Here is a 15,179-nt window from a genome sequence, read left to right on the forward strand (position 1 = left end):
GGGACCGACACGAGGCTGGCCCCGGGGCTGAGAACAGGGAGATCAGCTGTCCGTCAGCAGGGAGGTACGTGTCCGCCTACAGGGAGATTGGCATGTCCGCTAGCACCATCGGCCAGTGACGCCGGTTAAACCCTTCCACCACCAAGCCCACCGATGGAGGGGATGCCCCACGCATCCCCAGTTCCGCACATAACATCCGCTCACCTGCTCAACACAGGCAGTTCACGGATCCGCCGGTACAGGGTCGCCCTGGACATCCCAAGGTCCCGGGCGACCTGGGTGGCCGGCTCCCCACCGTCAATCAACCGCAGGGCATTGCGGATCTGGGAGTCGGTGAAGGTCTGGCGCCGCCCACCGAGGTCCTTGCCGGCGGCCCGGCGCTTGGCCACCGAGTCGGTGATTCGCTCCCGCTTGATCTCCAGCTCCATCTGGGCGAGGGCCGCCATGACGGTGAAGACCATCGAGCCCATCGGGGTCGCGGTGTCCACGTCTCCCCCACCGAGGTTCAGTACCCGCAACCCAGCGCCTCTTCCCCGCAGTGCTTCGGCGAAGGCCAGCATGTTCTGCGTCGACCGACCCAGCCGGTCCAGTGTGGTGATCACCAGCGTGTCGCCCTCCTCGAGCGCAGCCACGGCCTTGTCGAACTTTGGACGCGATGCACGCCCTCCAGATACTCCACTGTCCACATAAAGGTCATCGCGCCGCACACCGGCATGCAGGAGGTCGGATACTTGACGGTCCGCATCCTGTTGCCGCGTCGACACCCTCGCATATCCGATCAGCTTCCCCATGTCCACCCCATCTGTCTCGCAACCAACGTTGAGTATCAGATTCTAGGGGTACGAATAAAGTACATAGCTGTGAGACAGGCCGATCCGCGGAAACATGCGGGCGCAAACTTTCGGGACGAGACGTCTCGCATCCCATCGCTTGAGATACCTGGTGCGCTTTCGTGACTGTCGCTCTTCCTGGGTTCAAGCCCACGACGCCGGAACGCGAAGATCTTGGCGCTGACGACCTCGCACCTTTTCTGGACGTCGGCCAGCGTGTCAGAGCACGGCTGTCACAAGTCCTGCTATTTCGAGAGAAAGACTGGGGTGTTGGCCACGCCGTCCCCGATGAAACGGGTTCACTGCTCCTTCGCCGTTTGGATGCGGTTCAGGCCAGGTCTCAATAGCCGGTAGGCAATCTGCTCATTTGCCTTTCGCAGTTTGGAGCCCTTTGACCAAAAACGGTTCCCTACGGCGTCGATCCTGACCGTCAATTTTCCAGGGATCACTGGAAGGTTCTATGGACTCGCGCATACAGCTTGTGCCTCGGAGTGGCCAGCCGCGCCTTAATCAAGATTTAGGTTCCCCGAGGGTCGTTCAGTTTTGCCTGTATCTCGATAACGCCGACGGCCCTGCAAGTCGCCCTGCGAGCGCTACAGCCCTTCGTGGGCCATGTTCGCGAACCGGGAGTAGTGGCCCTGGAACGCCACCACGATCGTCTTGGTGGGACCGTTGCGGTGCTTCGCCACGATGACGTCGGCCTCACCGGCGCGCGGTGACTCCTTGTCGTAGACGTCGTCGCGGTGCAGCAGGATGACCATGTCCGCGTCCTGCTCGATAGATCCACTTTCACGAAGATCAGACACCATCGGCTTCTTGTCCTGGCGCTGCTCGGACCCACGGTTCAGCTGCGACAGCGCGATGACCGGGACCTCCAGCTCCTTGGCCAGCAGCTTCAGGGCACGGGAGAACTCCGAGACCTCCTGCTGGCGGGACTCGACCTTCTTGCCGGAGCTCATGAGCTGGAGGTAGTCCAGCACCACGAGCTTGAGGTCGTGCTTCTGCTTAAGCCGCCGGCACTTCGCACGGATCTCCATGAGGGACATGTTCGGGGAGTCGTCGATGAACAGCGGCGCGGAGTCCATCTTGCCCATCGTGGTGGCGATCTTCGCCCACTGCTCGTCCTGCAGGCGACCCTTGCGCAGGTCCTGCATGTTCAGCGTGGCCTCGGCGGAGAGCAGTCGCATGGCGATCTCGTTGCGGCTCATCTCGAGAGAGAAGATCACCGTGGTCTGGTTGTGCTTGATCGCCGCGGACCGCGCGACGTCGAGCGCCAAGGTGGAGTTGTGGGTGGGGATGAAGGTCCGCCCGGCCAGGTACAGGTGCGAGGGGTGATCGATCTCGATGCACCGCACCGGTACGGAGTCGATCGGCTCGACAGCCGTGAGACGTCGTCGCCCTCCCGGTTCATAGCTGGCCTCCGGGCGGTCGAGGGCGGGGGCGTTGACGACGACGTGCTGCTCTCCCACCAGCATGGAGGCCAGGATCTCCTCGGTGGTCCGCACCGCGGAGGAGTCGTCGGTGGCCGTCAGCCACTGGTGCTGCTCGTCCGCGACGATCTCGGAGCCGTCGTCGAAGCGCACCCGGTAGCAGGGCCGGTCGGTCATGACCTCGGTGGTCGCGATCACGCGGGACGGCGTGCCGTCGGCAGCGACGACCTCGTCCCCCACCTGGATCTCGCCCATGGTGGTCCATCCGGCAGGAGTGGGGATCGCGGTGTCGAGGGCGAGCGCCTTGCCCATCGCGGGGCGGGCCGCGATGACGATCATCTGGCCGCCCTGGAAGCCCTGGGTCAGCTCGTCGAGTTCGATGAAGCCGGTGGGCACGCCGCGCATGCCCTCGCCGCGCGAGCCGGCGGCCTCGATCTCGTCGACCGTGGACTCGATGACCTCCTTGAGCACCGTGTAGTCCTCGGAGGAGCGGCGCTCGGCCACCTGGTAGATCTCCGCCTGGGCGGCGTTGACGATGTCGTCGACCTCGCCGTCCGAGCTGTAGCCCAGCTGCACGATCTTGGTCCCGGCCTCCACGAGCCGGCGCAGCACGCCGCGCTCGCGCACGATCTCGGCGTAGAAGCCGGCGTTCGCCGCGGTGGGGACGGAGGAGATGAGGGTGTGCAGGTACGCGGGACCGCCGACGCGCTCGATCTCGCCGCGCTTGGTCAGCTCGTCCGCCACGGTGATGGCGTCGGCGGGCTCGCCGCGCCCGTACAGGGAGATCACGGCCTCGTAGATGGACTCGTGGGCGGGCTTGTAGAAGTCGACGCCGCGCAGTACCTCGACCACGTCCGCGATCGCGTCCTTGGACAGCATCATCCCGCCGAGCACGGACTGCTCCGCGACGTTGTCCTGCGGCGGGGTCCGGCCGAACTCCCGGTCGCTCCCGGACGAGCGCTCCGACACCATCGACACCTGGTCCACCTCTCCTCGCGCACCCGCGGACTGCGGGGTGCGCACACAACGACGACGCCGCCCCGACCTTCCGGGCAGCCCCTCCATTCTCGCACCGACCGCGGACACCGCTTGCCGCCCGGGCCCGTCCGTGGACACCATGGATCATGACGCTCAGCACAGACCTCAGCGGCCCCTGTTCGTGGGACATCCGGACCACCCGGGCGGAGCTGGCGGCGGGCCGGATCAGCCACGTGGAGCACCTCGACGCCCTGCTGGAGCGCCTGCCCACGGCGCAGCGCCTGGGGGCGGTGATCAGCGCGGACCCGGAGCTGGCCCGGGCCCTCGCCCACGCGCTGGACCGCCGGGAGACCCGGGGCCCGCTGACGGGGATCCCACTGGCGGTCAAGGACATCGTGGACGTCGCAGGGTTCCCCACCACGGGCGGGACGCGAGCGCTCGAGCACGACGTGGCGGGCCGGGACGCCCCCGCGGTGGCCCGGCTGCGCGAGGCGGGCGCCCTGTTCACCCTGAAGACCAACCTGCACGAGCTGTCCTTCGGCATCACCTCCAACAACGGCTCGTTCGGCCCGGTGCACCACCCCGCCGACCCGGCCCTGAGCCCCGGCGGCAGCAGCGGGGGCTCGGCGGTGGCCGTGGCGGTGGGCCTGGTCCCGGCGGCGGTCGCCGCGGACACCGGGGGCTCGGCCCGCATCCCCGCGGCCCTCTGCGGGATCGTGGGGTTCCGTCCCACGCTGGGCCGCTACCCGTCGTCGGGCGTGCTGCCGATCGCCCACTCGCGGGACACGATCGGCCCCATGGCCCGGACCGTGGACGACGTGGTGCTGCTGGACGCCCTGCTCGCCGGCGAGCACCCGCTCGGCGTGCCCGGCGCGCGGCACCTGGAGTTCGACGACGAGGGCCCCGGCCCGCTGCACGGCGTCCGGCTGGGCGTGCCCGAGCTGTTCCTCGAGGACCTGGAGCCGGGCGTGGACACGGTCTTCGGCGCGGCCCTGCGGGCGCTCGAGGCCGCCGGTGCGGAGCTCGTGGGCGTCGACGTCCGGCCGGCCCGCGAGCTGGCGGCCGCGGCCGGCATGACGTTCGCCCTCCACGAGTTCCTGCCTGATCTGCAGGCCTACCTGGACGCCCGCGGCACGGGACACTCCCTCGACGAGGTCCGGGACGGGATCGGCAGCCCGGACGTGCGGCGGATCTGGGAGCTGGCGCAGGTGTTCCGCGCCGCCGACGACGAGTACCGGGCGGCCCAGGAGGAGCGCCGGCTGGCCCTGCGGCTGTACACCGGGGCGCTCCAGGCCCAGGGGGTCTCGGCCCTGGTGCAGCCGACGTGCCCGCTGACGGCCCGGCCGATCGGCGACGACGAGACCGTGGACCTCAACGGCCGGCGCGTGCCCACCTTCGACACCTTCACCCGCCACTCGGACCTGGCGGGCGTTCTCGGCACGCCGGGGATCAGCATCCCCGCCGGGCGCACCGCGGAGGGCCTGCCGGTGGGCCTGGAGCTCGCGGCGGGGCCGGGTGCGGACGCCGTGCTGCTGGACCTCGCGCGCACCGTGGAGGCGCTGCTGCGCGACCAGTGAGCCGGCACGGTTCACTTCGGGGGACAGTGCAACGGTTCAGAGCCACAACCGTTGACGAATCCAACGGTCTGCCTCTACGGTGAGGACACCGACGTGCGTGATGCATGTCACAGCGGATTCGCCGGTGCCGGGCGCCGGCAGGACCGACCCGAGGAAGAGGACCACCATGAAGCACCCGTTCGCCAGAGCAGCCGCCGTCGGAACCGTCCTGACGTTCACCCTGACCGCCTGCGGCGGCGGGGGAACCACCGGTGGGGGCGCGGACGGTGAGGAGATGCAGCCCCTCACCATCGGCGTCATCCCCATCGCCCCGTCCGCGCCCGTGCAGCTCGCCCTCGACGAGGGCATCTTCGAGGAGCACGGCCTGGACGTCACGATCGAGACCGCCCAGGGCGGCGCGGCCATGCTCCCGGCCGTCTCGGGCGGCTCCATGGACATCGGCGTGGGCAACCCGCTCTCGGTCATCCTCGCCAAGGACCAGGGCCTCGACATGAAGATCCTCAGCGGCTACAGCAGCTCCATGCCCGAGGGCGAGGACATCACCGGGGTCGCCGCCAACCGGGACGCGGGCATCGCGTCCTGGGCCGACCTGGCCGGCAAGCGGGTCGCGGTGAACACGATCAACGGCCAGGGCGACCTGACCATCAAGGAGGCCGTGAGCCAGGACGGCGGGGACCCCGACGCCGTGGAGTTCGTGGAGATGCCCTTCCAGGACATGCCGGCCCAGCTGGACCGCGGAGAGATCGACGCCGCCTGGGTCCCGGAGCCGTTCCTGACCCAGCTGATCAACGGCGAGCAGACCGCACTGGTCGGCTACAACTACCAGGACACGGTGCCGGGCCTCGACACCATGGTCACCTTCAGCAGCGCGTCGTTCGCCGAGGAGAACCCGGAGGTCCTCGAGAACTACAACGCGGCCATCGAGGACGCGCTCCAGTTCGCGCAGGAGAACCCGGAGCGGGTGCGCGAGACCCTGGTGAGCTTCCTCAACATGCCGGAGGAGGTCGCCGCCGACCTCCGGCTGGAGGAGTTCGACGCGGAGGTGGACCGCGACGAGCTCGAGACGCTCTCGGAGCTGATGCTGAAGTACGACGTGATCTCGAACGAGGCGAACCTGGACGAGATCATCCAGGCGGACTAGACCCCCGGGCCCGACCGCGCCGCCGGGAACTCGTCGGCGCGGTCGATGGCCTCCTCGGTCAGCCGCCGGCCGAGCTCGATGAGCTCCCCGGCGCGGTGGAAGTCCAGCAGCCGCCCGGCGCTCTTCGGCACGGTGATGAGAAGGTCGGGCGGATAGCCGGCCAGCCGGTAGCGCAGCACCATGGACTGCAGCACCTCGAGGGAGAGCTGCATGACGTCGAGCGTGCGCAGTCCCGCGGGCAGCACACCGAACCCCTCCTGGACGAGCTCCTCCGAAGCCTTCTCCACGGCCTCCTCCGCGGCCTCCTCGACGACGTCCTGGACGGCCTCCGGGACGAGGCCCTCGTCCACGTCCGCCGGGGCCACCCCGGCGGAACGCAGGAACCGGGACGAGCCGCCGCGGCCGCGCGTCTCCGCGAAGCGCTCCAGGACGCTGCGGGTCAGCTCGCGGTCCAGGACGTGGGAGGCGCCGCGGCGGAACCGCTCCGCCCACTCCTCCGTGGGACGCACGGCGGCGGTCTCGTGGGCGGGGACCCTGCCCTCCCCGGACTGCTGACCCCCGGAGAGGGAGACCGCCACCGTCACGTCCGCACGGGTCGCGACGGTCGCGGCGATGGGCACGGGGTTCATGATCCCGCCGTCGGCGAGCAGCCGGCCGTTGAGCATGACGGGGGTGATGATGCTGGGCAGGGCGATCGACGCACGGACGGCCACGTCCACCGGGCCCTCCTGGAACCAGACCTCCTTGCGGGCGAGCAGGTCCGTGGCCACCGCGGTGAAGGGGATGGGCAGGTCCTCGATGAGCCTGCCGTCGAGCAGCTCGCGCACCTTCGCCATGATCTTCTCCGCACGGATCACGCCGGGCGCCGAGGGGGACGGGTCCAGCAGCCGCAGCACGTCCCGCTGGCTCAGGCCCCGCACCCACTGCGCGTACGCCTCCATCTGGCCGGCGGCGTGGAGCCCGCCCACGAGCGCCCCCATGGAGCTTCCCGCGACCGTCACGATGTCGTAGCCGCGCTCCTCGAGCACCTGGATCACACCGATGTGCGCGTAGCCGCGGGCGCCGCCGCTGCCCAGCGCCAGTGCCACGCGCGTGCGTGGGGACATCCGCCGCTCCTCTTCCGCAGGGGCACCCGACCGCCGGACCGGCCGGTGCCCCGAGCCTAGCCCGCCGCCCCCGGCCCACGGAGGTCTCCGGCTCGGGAGGGCCGGAAACCCTACCAGTCCCCAGGGTTTTCCACCCTGTGGACAACCGGTGGAAAACGCCGTGGACGGCTGTGCACAGGTTGGGGAGAAGGCTGTGGAAAGTTATGCACAGGATCCCCAAAAGGCCGTTCTGACCTGCGGATACGTCGGTGCACACCCTGTGCAGGGACGGTATGGACAACACCCGCCCCATCCACAGCGCAGTGTTCTTCGACTCGTGTCCCGGCCCACGTCGGAGGCCACTCGGTCAGGCGCTCCGCTCGCCGGCCACGGCGCCCGCGACCGGCCCCGGGCGGACCGTGGACACCGGTCGGGACGCCGGGGTGCTGAACCGGTTCCGACCTTCAGGACACCGACGCGAGCAGGGCCAGCCACAGCAGCGGGTGGCAGAGCACCGACAGGCCCAGCAGCACCAGGAACCGGACCCGCGCGGACGGGAACCCCACGGCTCCCGCGAGGGCCACCACCGCCGTCACGGTCGCCCCCACCGCCGCCGCGATGAACCCGATCACGAAGAACGCCATGGAGGTCTCGGTGCCCGCGGAGTTCCCGCCCAGGAATGCCACGGCGAAAGCCAGTACGGTGAAGAGGAGACAGCCCACGCCGAACCAGTACAGGGCGGACGGTGTGACGCGGGAGATCAGGGACGGCATGCACCCATTGTCCCCCGAGGAGCTCGACGGCACCGCCGCGCCGCCCCAAGAGTCCCCGCACGCCCGACCCATCCGCCCGAGCCACCCAGGAGATGCCCGTGGACGACAACCAGCGCATGTGGGAGGACCGGTACGCCTCCGGCGCGTCCTCCCCCGACGGCGCCCAGCCGCACCCCGAGGTCACCGCCCTCCTGGACCGGACGGCCGGGGAGACCGCGGGCGGCCCGCCGACGGCCCTCGACCTCGGCGCGGGCACCGGCCGCCACACCCTGGCCCTGGCGGCCGCCGGCTACGACCCCACCGCCGTGGACTTCTCCCCCAGCGCCGTGCGGACCGTCACCGGTGCCCTGGCCGAGCACGGCCTGCCGGGCCGCGCCCTGATCGCCGACCTGCGGACCTGGTCCCCCGACCAGGAGCAGCGCTCCGGGCCCGACGCCGTGCCCCCACGGTTCGACCTGATCGTCGCCGCGTACTTCCAGCACGATCTGTCCCTGCTCCGCCGCGCCGCCGAGTGGCTCGTTCCCGGCGGCCGGCTGCTGTGGATCACCCACGCCCCCGGGAGCGTCGAGGGCCCGCCCCCGACCGTTCCCCGCCCGACGCTGCAGGAGACCGTCGCCGTGCTCGAGGGCAAGGGCCTGGACCTGCTGCGCGCCGAGCAGGTGCGCACCACCGAAACCGCGCTCGACGTCGTCGTCGAGGCCGTCCGGCCGCGCTGACAGGCCCCGGAGATGCGGAAAGGACCCAGAGATGCGGACAGGGCCCCCGCGGCGCACCGCGGGGGCCCTGTCCGTGCTCGGACGGTCCGGAGGAACCGGTCAGGCGGGGACGACCTCGAACTCGACGTTCGCGTTGACGTCCTCGTGCAGGCGCACGGAGGCCTGGTACACACCGGTGGTCTTGATGTGCTGGTTCAGCTCCACCTTGCGCTTGTCCACGGCGCCGAGGCCGGCGGCCTCGACGGCCTTGGCGACGTCCTCGGCCTTGACGGTGCCGAAGAGGCGACCCTCGGAGCCGGCCTTGACCGGGATGGTCACGGTGGCGGAGGTCAGCTTCTGGGCCAGGGCCTGGGCGTCCTCGAGCGAGGCGACCTCGCGCGCGGCGCGGGCGGCCTTGATGCTCTCGATCTGCTTCTCGCCGCCGCGCGACCACGGGGTCGCGAAGCCGCGCGGGAAGAGGTAGTTGCGGGCGTACCCGTTCTTGACCTCGACCACGTCACCGGCAGCGCCGAGACCCGTGACCTCGGTCGTCAGGATGATCTTTGCCATGAGTGTCTGTCCTCTCTGATCAGCGGCCGGCGCCGGAGTAGGGCAGCAGCGCGACCTCGCGGGCGTTCTTGATCGCCAGGGCGATCTTGCGCTGCTCCTGCACGGTCACACCGGTGACGCGGCGGGCGCGGATCTTGCCGCGATCGGAGATGAACTTGCGCAGCAGCGCAACGTCCTTGTAGTCGATCTCAGTGACTTTGGCAGCCTTGAGCGGGTTCTGCTTTGGTTTGGGCTTACGGAGTTCAGCCTTGGCCATCGTGGTGCTCCTTGTTCTTCGAGTGGAGCCCGCGGCTTGTCACCGCGGGATGGGGTGGATGGGACATGTGCGGAAGGTCTAGAACGGCGGTTCGTCGTCCTGGCCGCTGCCCCAGTCGTAGTTCCCGCCGGAGGACTGGCTCCAGGGGTCGTTCTGGGGTGCTGCCTGCGGAGCGGGCTGACGCCCGCCGCCGGAGCGGCCGCCCTGGCCGAAGCCGGTGCCGCCGCCCTGCTGGCCACCGCCGCCGCCGAACCCGGAGTCGCCCCCGAATCCGCCGCCGGCCGGGGCGCCGGCGCCGAAGCCGCCGCCCTGCTGGCCGCCGCCGCCGAAGCCGCCGCCGCCCTGCCCGCCGGAGCGGGCGTTGCGGTTGACCTTCGCGGACGCGTAGCGCAGCGAAGGACCGACCTCGTCGACGTCGAGCTCGGTGACGGTGCGCCGCTCGCCTTCCTTGGTCTCGTAGGACCGCGACTTGAGCCGACCCTGGACGATGACGCGCATGCCCTTCTGCAGGGACTCCGCCACGTTCTCGGCCGCCTCGCGCCACACGGAGCAGCGCAGGAACAGGGTCTCCCCGTCCTTCCACTCGTTGGACTGGCGGTCGAAGGTGCGGGGCGTGGACGCAACGGTGAAGTTGGCCACGGCCGCACCCGACGGGGTGAAGCGCAGCTCGGGGTCGGCGGTCAGGTTGCCGATAACGGTGATGACGGTGTCACCAGCCATGTGGACCTCCCGGGTCGAGGGTGTTCGCGGTCGTGCGGGACGTGCTCGGATCTCTGCAGCATCTCACCGGGGGCCCGTCGGGGCGCCCTCGATGGTCAGTCTGTGAAGTCCTTACTCGGCGGAGATCTTCTGCTCTTCCGGGCGGATGATCTTGGTGCGCATGATGGCCTCGTTGAGGTTCAGGACGCGGTCGAGCTCCTGGGTGGTCTGCGGGGTCGCGGTGAAGCGGACGACCGCGTAGATGCCCTCGGTCTTCTTCTGGATCTCGTAGGCGAGGCGACGACGGCCCCAGATGTCGACGTTGTCGACGGTCCCGTTGTCCTTGGTGACGACATCGAGGAACTTCTTGAGAGTCGGCTCCACGGCACGATCCTCGACCTCGGGGTTGATGATCACCATCAGTTCGTACTCACGCATGTTCGAACCCACCTCCTTCGGGCTGAGCGGCTGCGGTCCTTCCGCAGCAGGAGGTTCTGTAGCGTCGTCCGCGCGCCGGCGCCGCACGTCGGGCGGCGGGCACACAGACCTCACAACACTACTACATCCGCGGGCCGGCGCGGAACCGGCGCGCGGAACCCGGACTCACCAGCGGGAGGCGCTGCGGGCGATGGAGGCGTTCACGAGGGCCGTGCGGAACGGCATGGTGAAGATGTCCAGGAACATCAGCAGCGCCCACGGGATCAGGAACAGGATCCCGACGCCGATCCCCGCCAGGGTCCAGCCCAGGCCGCCGAGGAACAGGTAGATCAGCCCCCAGATCGGCTGGCGCAGGTAGAACTTGTGGATGCCCAGCCAGCCCAGGAAGAGCCACAGGACGTAGGCGAGGACCACGGACTTCCCGCCCACCACGTTGACCACGGGCGGTCCGGCGTGCGGAGCGCCGTGCCCGCCGAACGGCTGCCCGTAGGGCGCGCGGGAGTACCCGGCGCGGCCGGGGTCGTTGTTCAGCGGGACGGGGCGGTAGTACTCGGGCTCGGGAGCCACGGGGGTCCTTTCGGCACGGACGGGATCTCGGGAGGGCCGTCCGCGGGGAACGGCCCGACCAGTGCAACCGCCCGCCCCCGGGCACTATTCCGGTGCCCGGCCCGCCGCGGGGCGCCCGGCCGGGCCCCGCGGCGGCGTCGACCCCGGGGCGACGCGAGGGCGGTTCCGATTAGGTTACCCTTTCCTTGCCAAATGATCGTCGCGCGGTCCCCGAGCGCCGCGCCCTCCGGAAGAGGCTCCGATGCGTCGTCGTTCCCTGTACGCCACCACCGGCATCCTGACCGCGCTGACGACCCTGGTCACGGGTTGCGGCACGCTCGGCCTGGGCGAGCAGCCCGCCGACCTGCAGATCTACTCGGCACGGCACTACGACCTCGAGGGCGCGTTCGGCGAGTTCACCGACGAGACCGGCATCAGCGTCGAGTTCATCACGGGCGACGACGCCGAGCTCCTCGAACGGCTCAAGGCCGAGGGGGACGACAGCCCGGCCGACGTGTTCATGACCGTGGACGCGGGCAACCTGTGGAACGCCGCCCGGCAGGACGAGCTGGCCGCCCTGGACTCCGCGGCCCTCGAGGAGGCGGTCCCGGAGGACCTGCGTGATCCCCAGGGCCGGTGGTACGGCCTGGCGATGCGCGCGCGCACCGTGACCTACAACCCGGACAACGTCGACACCGCGGAGTTCGACCCCGAGGAGACCTACGCGGGACTGGCCGACCCGAAGTGGCAGGACCGGCTGTGCATGCGGGACGCCACCTCGGCCTACACCCAGTCCCTCGTGGCGAGCCTGATCGACCTGCACGGCCGGGAGCGGGCCCTCGAGATCGTCGAGGGCTGGGTCGACAACGACGTGCAGATCATGAGCAACGACATCCTGCTGCTCGAGGCGATCGACGCCGGCACGTGCGACGTGGGCATCAACAACCACTACTACCTGGCGCGCACCCTCCAGGAGAACCCGGACCTGAACGTCGACCTCTTCTGGGCCAGCCAGGAGGGTGCCGGCACGCACGTGAACATCTCGGGGGCCGGCGTGGTCGAGGGCTCCGACAACGCCGAGGACGCCCAGCGGCTCATCGAGTGGCTCGCGACCGACGGCCAGAACGCGTTCGTGGACGCCAACCACGAGTTCCCGGTCAACCCCTCCGTGGAGCCCGCCCCCTCCATCGCGGCCTTCGGCGAGTTCGAGCGGATGCCCCTGAACGCCGAGGCCTACGGGGACCTCAACGCCGAGGCCGTCGACCTGCTGGCCGAAGCCGGGTACCAGTGACCGAAACCGCCGTCCTCGCGCAGACGAGGACATCGGCCCGCCGGCCGCGCCGGGCCCCCGGCTCGGGGCGCCCGGCCTGGTCGGCGCTCGTCGTCGTCGTCGCCGTGGTGGTGGCCACCCCGGTCCTGGCGGTGGTCGTGGACGGCCTGGGGAGCCTGGGCACCGCCACCCCGCCGCGCGACCTGGGCCGGATGGTGCTCACCACGCTCCTGCTGATGCTGGGCGTGGGCGCGGGCACCCTCGTGGTGGGCGGCGGGCTCGCATGGCTCGTGACCGCCTTCCGCTTCCCCCTGCGGGACGTCCTGGTCTGGCTGCTGGTCCTGCCGCTGGCCATGCCGGCCTACATCCTGGGCTTCGTGTTCCTCTCCGTCTTCGACGTGGCGGGGCCGGTGCAGGGGGCCCTGCGCGCCGTGCTGGGGCCGGACGTGTGGGTGCCCGAGGTCCGCTCGCTGCCCGCCGCCGTGCTGGTGATGTCCCTGACGCTCTACCCGTACGTCTACCTCCTGGCCCGCTCCGCGCTGGTCGAGCAGACGAGCGGGACCTACGATGCCGCGCGGACCCTGGGCGCCGGCCGGGGACGCGCGCTCCGGCGGGTCCTGATCCCCCTGGCCCGGCCCTCGATCGCGGCGGGACTGGCACTCGTGATGATGGAGACGCTCACCGACTTCGCCACGGTGCAGTACTTCAACGTGCAGACGGTCTCCGTGGGGGTCTACCTCGTGTGGAAGGGCACCTTCGACTTCCACGCCGCCACCCAGCTCGCCGTGCTCGTGCTGCTGTTCGCCGTGGCCGTGCTGACCGGCGAACGGCTGCTCCGGGGCCGGGCCCGGTTCCACCAGCGCGGCGGCCGCGGCCAGGGGCTGCAGCCGCGGCGACTCACCGGCTGGCGCGCCTGGGGCGCCACCCTGCTCTCCCTCGCCGCCCTCTCCGCCGGGTTCCTCGTGCCCGTGCTCCAGCTGCTCGTGTGGGCCGTCGGGGAGGCGATCGGCAACCCCGCCTCCCTCTCGGACCCGCGCTTCGCGCAGTACCTCGGCAACAGCCTCGTGGTCGCCGGGATCGCCGCCGTGGCCTGCGTGGCGCTCTCGCTCGCCGTCGCCCACGGGGTGCGGATGGGCGGCGGCCGGGCGGTGGCCTTCGCAGCGCAGCTCACGACCTTCGGCTACGCCGTTCCCGGCGCCGTCGTGGGCATCGGCGTCCTCATCGCCTTCGCCGGGCTGGACACCGCCCTCGAACGGGCGGGCGTGCCCGGGGGCACGGGGCTGCTGGTGACGGGCTCCGTGCTCGGCATCCTCTACGCCTACGTGATCCGCTTCCTCGCCCCGGCCTACCAGGCCGTGGACGCGAGCCTCGCCAAGATCTCCCCCACCGTCACCTTCTCCGCGCAGAGCCTCGGCGCGTCCCCGCTCCGGGTCCTCACCCGGGTGCACCTGCCCATCGCCCGCCCGGGGGTCGCCACGGCCCTCGTCCTCGTGATGATCGACGCCGTCAAGGAGCTGCCCATCGTGCTGCTGCTGCGCCCGTTCGGCTTCACCACGGCCTCCGTGTGGGTCTATGAGCTGGCGCGTGAGAACTTCTGGGAGAAGGCGGCCCTGCCGGCGCTCGTGATCGTGGCGGCGGCGGTCGTGCCCGTGTTCTACCTCGTCCGGCAGGCCCACCGCGGAGACCGCCACGGAAAGGTGCCCTCATGACCGTGCAGACCACGAGCACGCAGACCGCGCCCGACAGCGGCGGCACCGTGCCCGCCCTGGTCCTGGAGGAGCTGAGCAAGCACTACGGGTCCTCCGTGGGCGTCAGCGGACTGGAGCTGACGGTCCCGCCCGGCGAGCTGGTGACGCTCATCGGCCCCTCCGGCTGCGGCAAGTCCACCACGCTGCGCCTCGTGGCGGGTCTCGAGCGGCCGGACGAGGGCACCATCCGCATCGCCGGGGACGTGGTGGCGGACCGGCGCCGGTTCCAGGAGCCCGAGCGCCGGCGGGTGGGCCTCGTCTTCCAGGACCACGCCCTGTTCCCGCACCTGACGGTCGCGAGGAACGTGGCCTTCGGCCTGGACCGGCTCCCGCGCGCCGAGCGGCGGACCCGGGTGGGCGAGGTCCTCGAGCTCGTGCGCCTGGGACACCTCGCGCACCGCTACCCCCACGAGCTCTCCGGCGGCGAGCAGCAGCGCGTGGCCCTGGCCCGGGCCCTGGCCCCCCGTCCCGCCGTCGTGCTCCTCGACGAGCCGTTCTCCAGCCTCGACGAGTCGCTGCGCGCGCAGGTGCGCCGGGACACCGTGGCCACGCTGCGCGAGACCGGCACCACCGCCGTGCTGGTCACGCACGACCAGACGGAGGCCCTCTCGGTCGGCCACCGCGTGGTGGTCATGCACGACGGGGTGATCGAGCAGTCCGACACCCCGGAGCGGGTCTTCGAGCAGCCCGCCACCCGGTTCGTGGCGTCCTTCATGGGGGACGCGGACTTCCTGCCCGCCCGGGTCCACCGCGCCCTGCTCACCTGCGAGATCGGCATCGTCTCCACCGTGCCCGGGTGGGCGGACAGCGACGTCGACGTCGACGTGGTGCTGCGCCCCCACGAGGTGGCGCTGCGGCCGGACCCCGCCTCCCCGGCGCGGGTCAGCGCGGTCGAGTACCACGGCGCGTTCGTGCTGCACCACGTCCGGCTGGCCTCCGGGCGCACGCTGCGCTCCTGGCAGCCCCACAACGTGCGCCACCCGGTGGGGACACCGGTGGCGGTGACGGTCACGGCCGGGACCACCCCCACGCTGCTGGTCGACGACCGGGCCGTCACGGCCCCGCCGCCCCGGTCCTCCGACGGCACCTCGAACCGGCGGTCCCGCATGTCGGACGAATTAGGCAAGACTTTCCTTCGCTAAC

15 protein-coding genes are annotated in these 15,179 nt (G+C 70.8%); 6 read left to right on the top strand and 9 right to left on the bottom strand.

All coding sequences use genetic code 11. From position 1 onward, the window contains the following. Positions 1 to 200 precede the first annotated feature (200 nt). Entirely contained in the window at positions 201 to 791 is a 591-nt protein-coding gene (locus tag Q0817_RS11130) for a recombinase family protein (RefSeq protein ID WP_298587282.1), read from the bottom strand. 632 nt (positions 792 to 1,423) lie between these two features. Continuing rightward, entirely contained in the window at positions 1,424 to 3,232 is a 1,809-nt protein-coding gene (gene dnaB, locus Q0817_RS11135; RefSeq protein ID WP_298587554.1) for a replicative DNA helicase, read from the bottom strand. 152 nt (positions 3,233 to 3,384) lie between these two features. On the opposite strand from dnaB, the gene Q0817_RS11140 reads away from it, so the two are divergent. Both Q0817_RS11140 and Q0817_RS11145 read left to right on the top strand, forming a co-directional pair. Beyond that, positions 3,385 to 4,815 (top strand): amidase family protein, encoded by a 1,431-nt coding sequence (locus Q0817_RS11140; RefSeq protein WP_298587285.1) that lies wholly within the window; start codon positions 3,385 to 3,387, stop codon positions 4,813 to 4,815. A 166-nt stretch (positions 4,816 to 4,981) separates the two neighbouring features. Then, positions 4,982 to 5,956: an ABC transporter substrate-binding protein gene (locus Q0817_RS11145; protein ID WP_298587288.1), complete on the top strand. Its 975-nt coding sequence runs from the start codon at positions 4,982 to 4,984 to the stop codon at positions 5,954 to 5,956. Here the strand turns inward: Q0817_RS11145 and Q0817_RS11150 are convergent. Together Q0817_RS11150 and Q0817_RS11155 are read right to left on the bottom strand one after the other, a co-directional pair. Next, positions 5,953 to 7,062 carry a patatin-like phospholipase family protein gene (locus tag Q0817_RS11150; RefSeq protein WP_298587291.1) on the bottom strand — a complete coding sequence of 370 codons (1,110 nt, stop codon included), beginning with the start codon at positions 7,060 to 7,062 and terminating at the stop codon, positions 5,953 to 5,955. The genes Q0817_RS11145 and Q0817_RS11150 overlap by 4 nt on opposite strands. 443 nt (positions 7,063 to 7,505) lie before the next feature. Continuing rightward, positions 7,506 to 7,814, bottom strand: coding sequence for a hypothetical protein (locus Q0817_RS11155; protein ID WP_298587294.1), 309 nt, complete (start codon positions 7,812 to 7,814; stop codon positions 7,506 to 7,508). A gap of 98 nt (positions 7,815 to 7,912) precedes the next feature. On the opposite strand from Q0817_RS11155, the gene Q0817_RS11160 reads away from it, so the two are divergent. Further along, on the top strand, positions 7,913 to 8,530 hold the full coding sequence (locus Q0817_RS11160) for a bifunctional 2-polyprenyl-6-hydroxyphenol methylase/3-demethylubiquinol 3-O-methyltransferase UbiG (RefSeq protein ID WP_298587297.1): 618 nt from the start codon (positions 7,913 to 7,915) through the stop codon (positions 8,528 to 8,530). Positions 8,531 to 8,629: 99 nt separating this feature from the next. Here the strand turns inward: Q0817_RS11160 and rplI are convergent, their stop codons facing one another. From rplI to Q0817_RS11185, 5 genes are all read right to left on the bottom strand, one after another. Beyond that, positions 8,630 to 9,079 carry a 50S ribosomal protein L9 gene (gene rplI, locus Q0817_RS11165; RefSeq protein ID WP_298587300.1) on the bottom strand — a complete coding sequence of 150 codons (450 nt, stop codon included), beginning with the start codon at positions 9,077 to 9,079 and terminating at the stop codon, positions 8,630 to 8,632. A 19-nt stretch (positions 9,080 to 9,098) separates the two neighbouring features. Further along, positions 9,099 to 9,335 (bottom strand): 30S ribosomal protein S18, encoded by a 237-nt coding sequence (rpsR, locus tag Q0817_RS11170; RefSeq protein WP_017835048.1) that lies wholly within the window; start codon positions 9,333 to 9,335, stop codon positions 9,099 to 9,101. Positions 9,336 to 9,413: 78 nt separating this feature from the next. Next, on the bottom strand, positions 9,414 to 10,055 hold the full coding sequence (locus Q0817_RS11175; protein WP_298587314.1) for a single-stranded DNA-binding protein: 642 nt from the start codon (positions 10,053 to 10,055) through the stop codon (positions 9,414 to 9,416). 111 nt (positions 10,056 to 10,166) lie between these two features. Beyond that, a complete protein-coding gene (gene rpsF, locus Q0817_RS11180) occupies positions 10,167 to 10,472 on the bottom strand; it encodes a 30S ribosomal protein S6 (RefSeq protein WP_058873271.1) in 306 nt (101 codons plus the stop codon). A 165-nt stretch (positions 10,473 to 10,637) separates the two neighbouring features. Beyond that, a complete protein-coding gene (locus Q0817_RS11185) occupies positions 10,638 to 11,039 on the bottom strand; it encodes a TM2 domain-containing protein (RefSeq protein WP_298587319.1) in 402 nt (133 codons plus the stop codon). A gap of 241 nt (positions 11,040 to 11,280) precedes the next feature. Here Q0817_RS11185 and Q0817_RS11190 point away from each other — a divergent pair, with 241 nt between their 5' ends. From Q0817_RS11190 to Q0817_RS11200, 3 genes are read left to right on the top strand one after another with little or no spacing between them, the layout of a single operon-like run. Beyond that, positions 11,281 to 12,309, top strand: coding sequence for an extracellular solute-binding protein (locus tag Q0817_RS11190; protein ID WP_298587321.1), 1,029 nt, complete (start codon positions 11,281 to 11,283; stop codon positions 12,307 to 12,309). After that, positions 12,306 to 13,997: an iron ABC transporter permease gene (locus Q0817_RS11195; protein ID WP_298587324.1), complete on the top strand. Its 1,692-nt coding sequence runs from the start codon at positions 12,306 to 12,308 to the stop codon at positions 13,995 to 13,997. Before Q0817_RS11190 ends, Q0817_RS11195 begins: the two co-directional genes overlap by 4 nt. Then, a complete protein-coding gene (locus tag Q0817_RS11200) occupies positions 13,994 to 15,178 on the top strand; it encodes an ABC transporter ATP-binding protein (protein WP_298587327.1) in 1,185 nt (394 codons plus the stop codon). Before Q0817_RS11195 ends, Q0817_RS11200 begins: the two co-directional genes overlap by 4 nt. Position 15,179 lies beyond the last annotated feature (1 nt).

Source organism: uncultured Kocuria sp. (assembly GCF_947500125.1).
GTDB lineage: Bacteria > Actinomycetota > Actinomycetes > Actinomycetales > Micrococcaceae > Kocuria.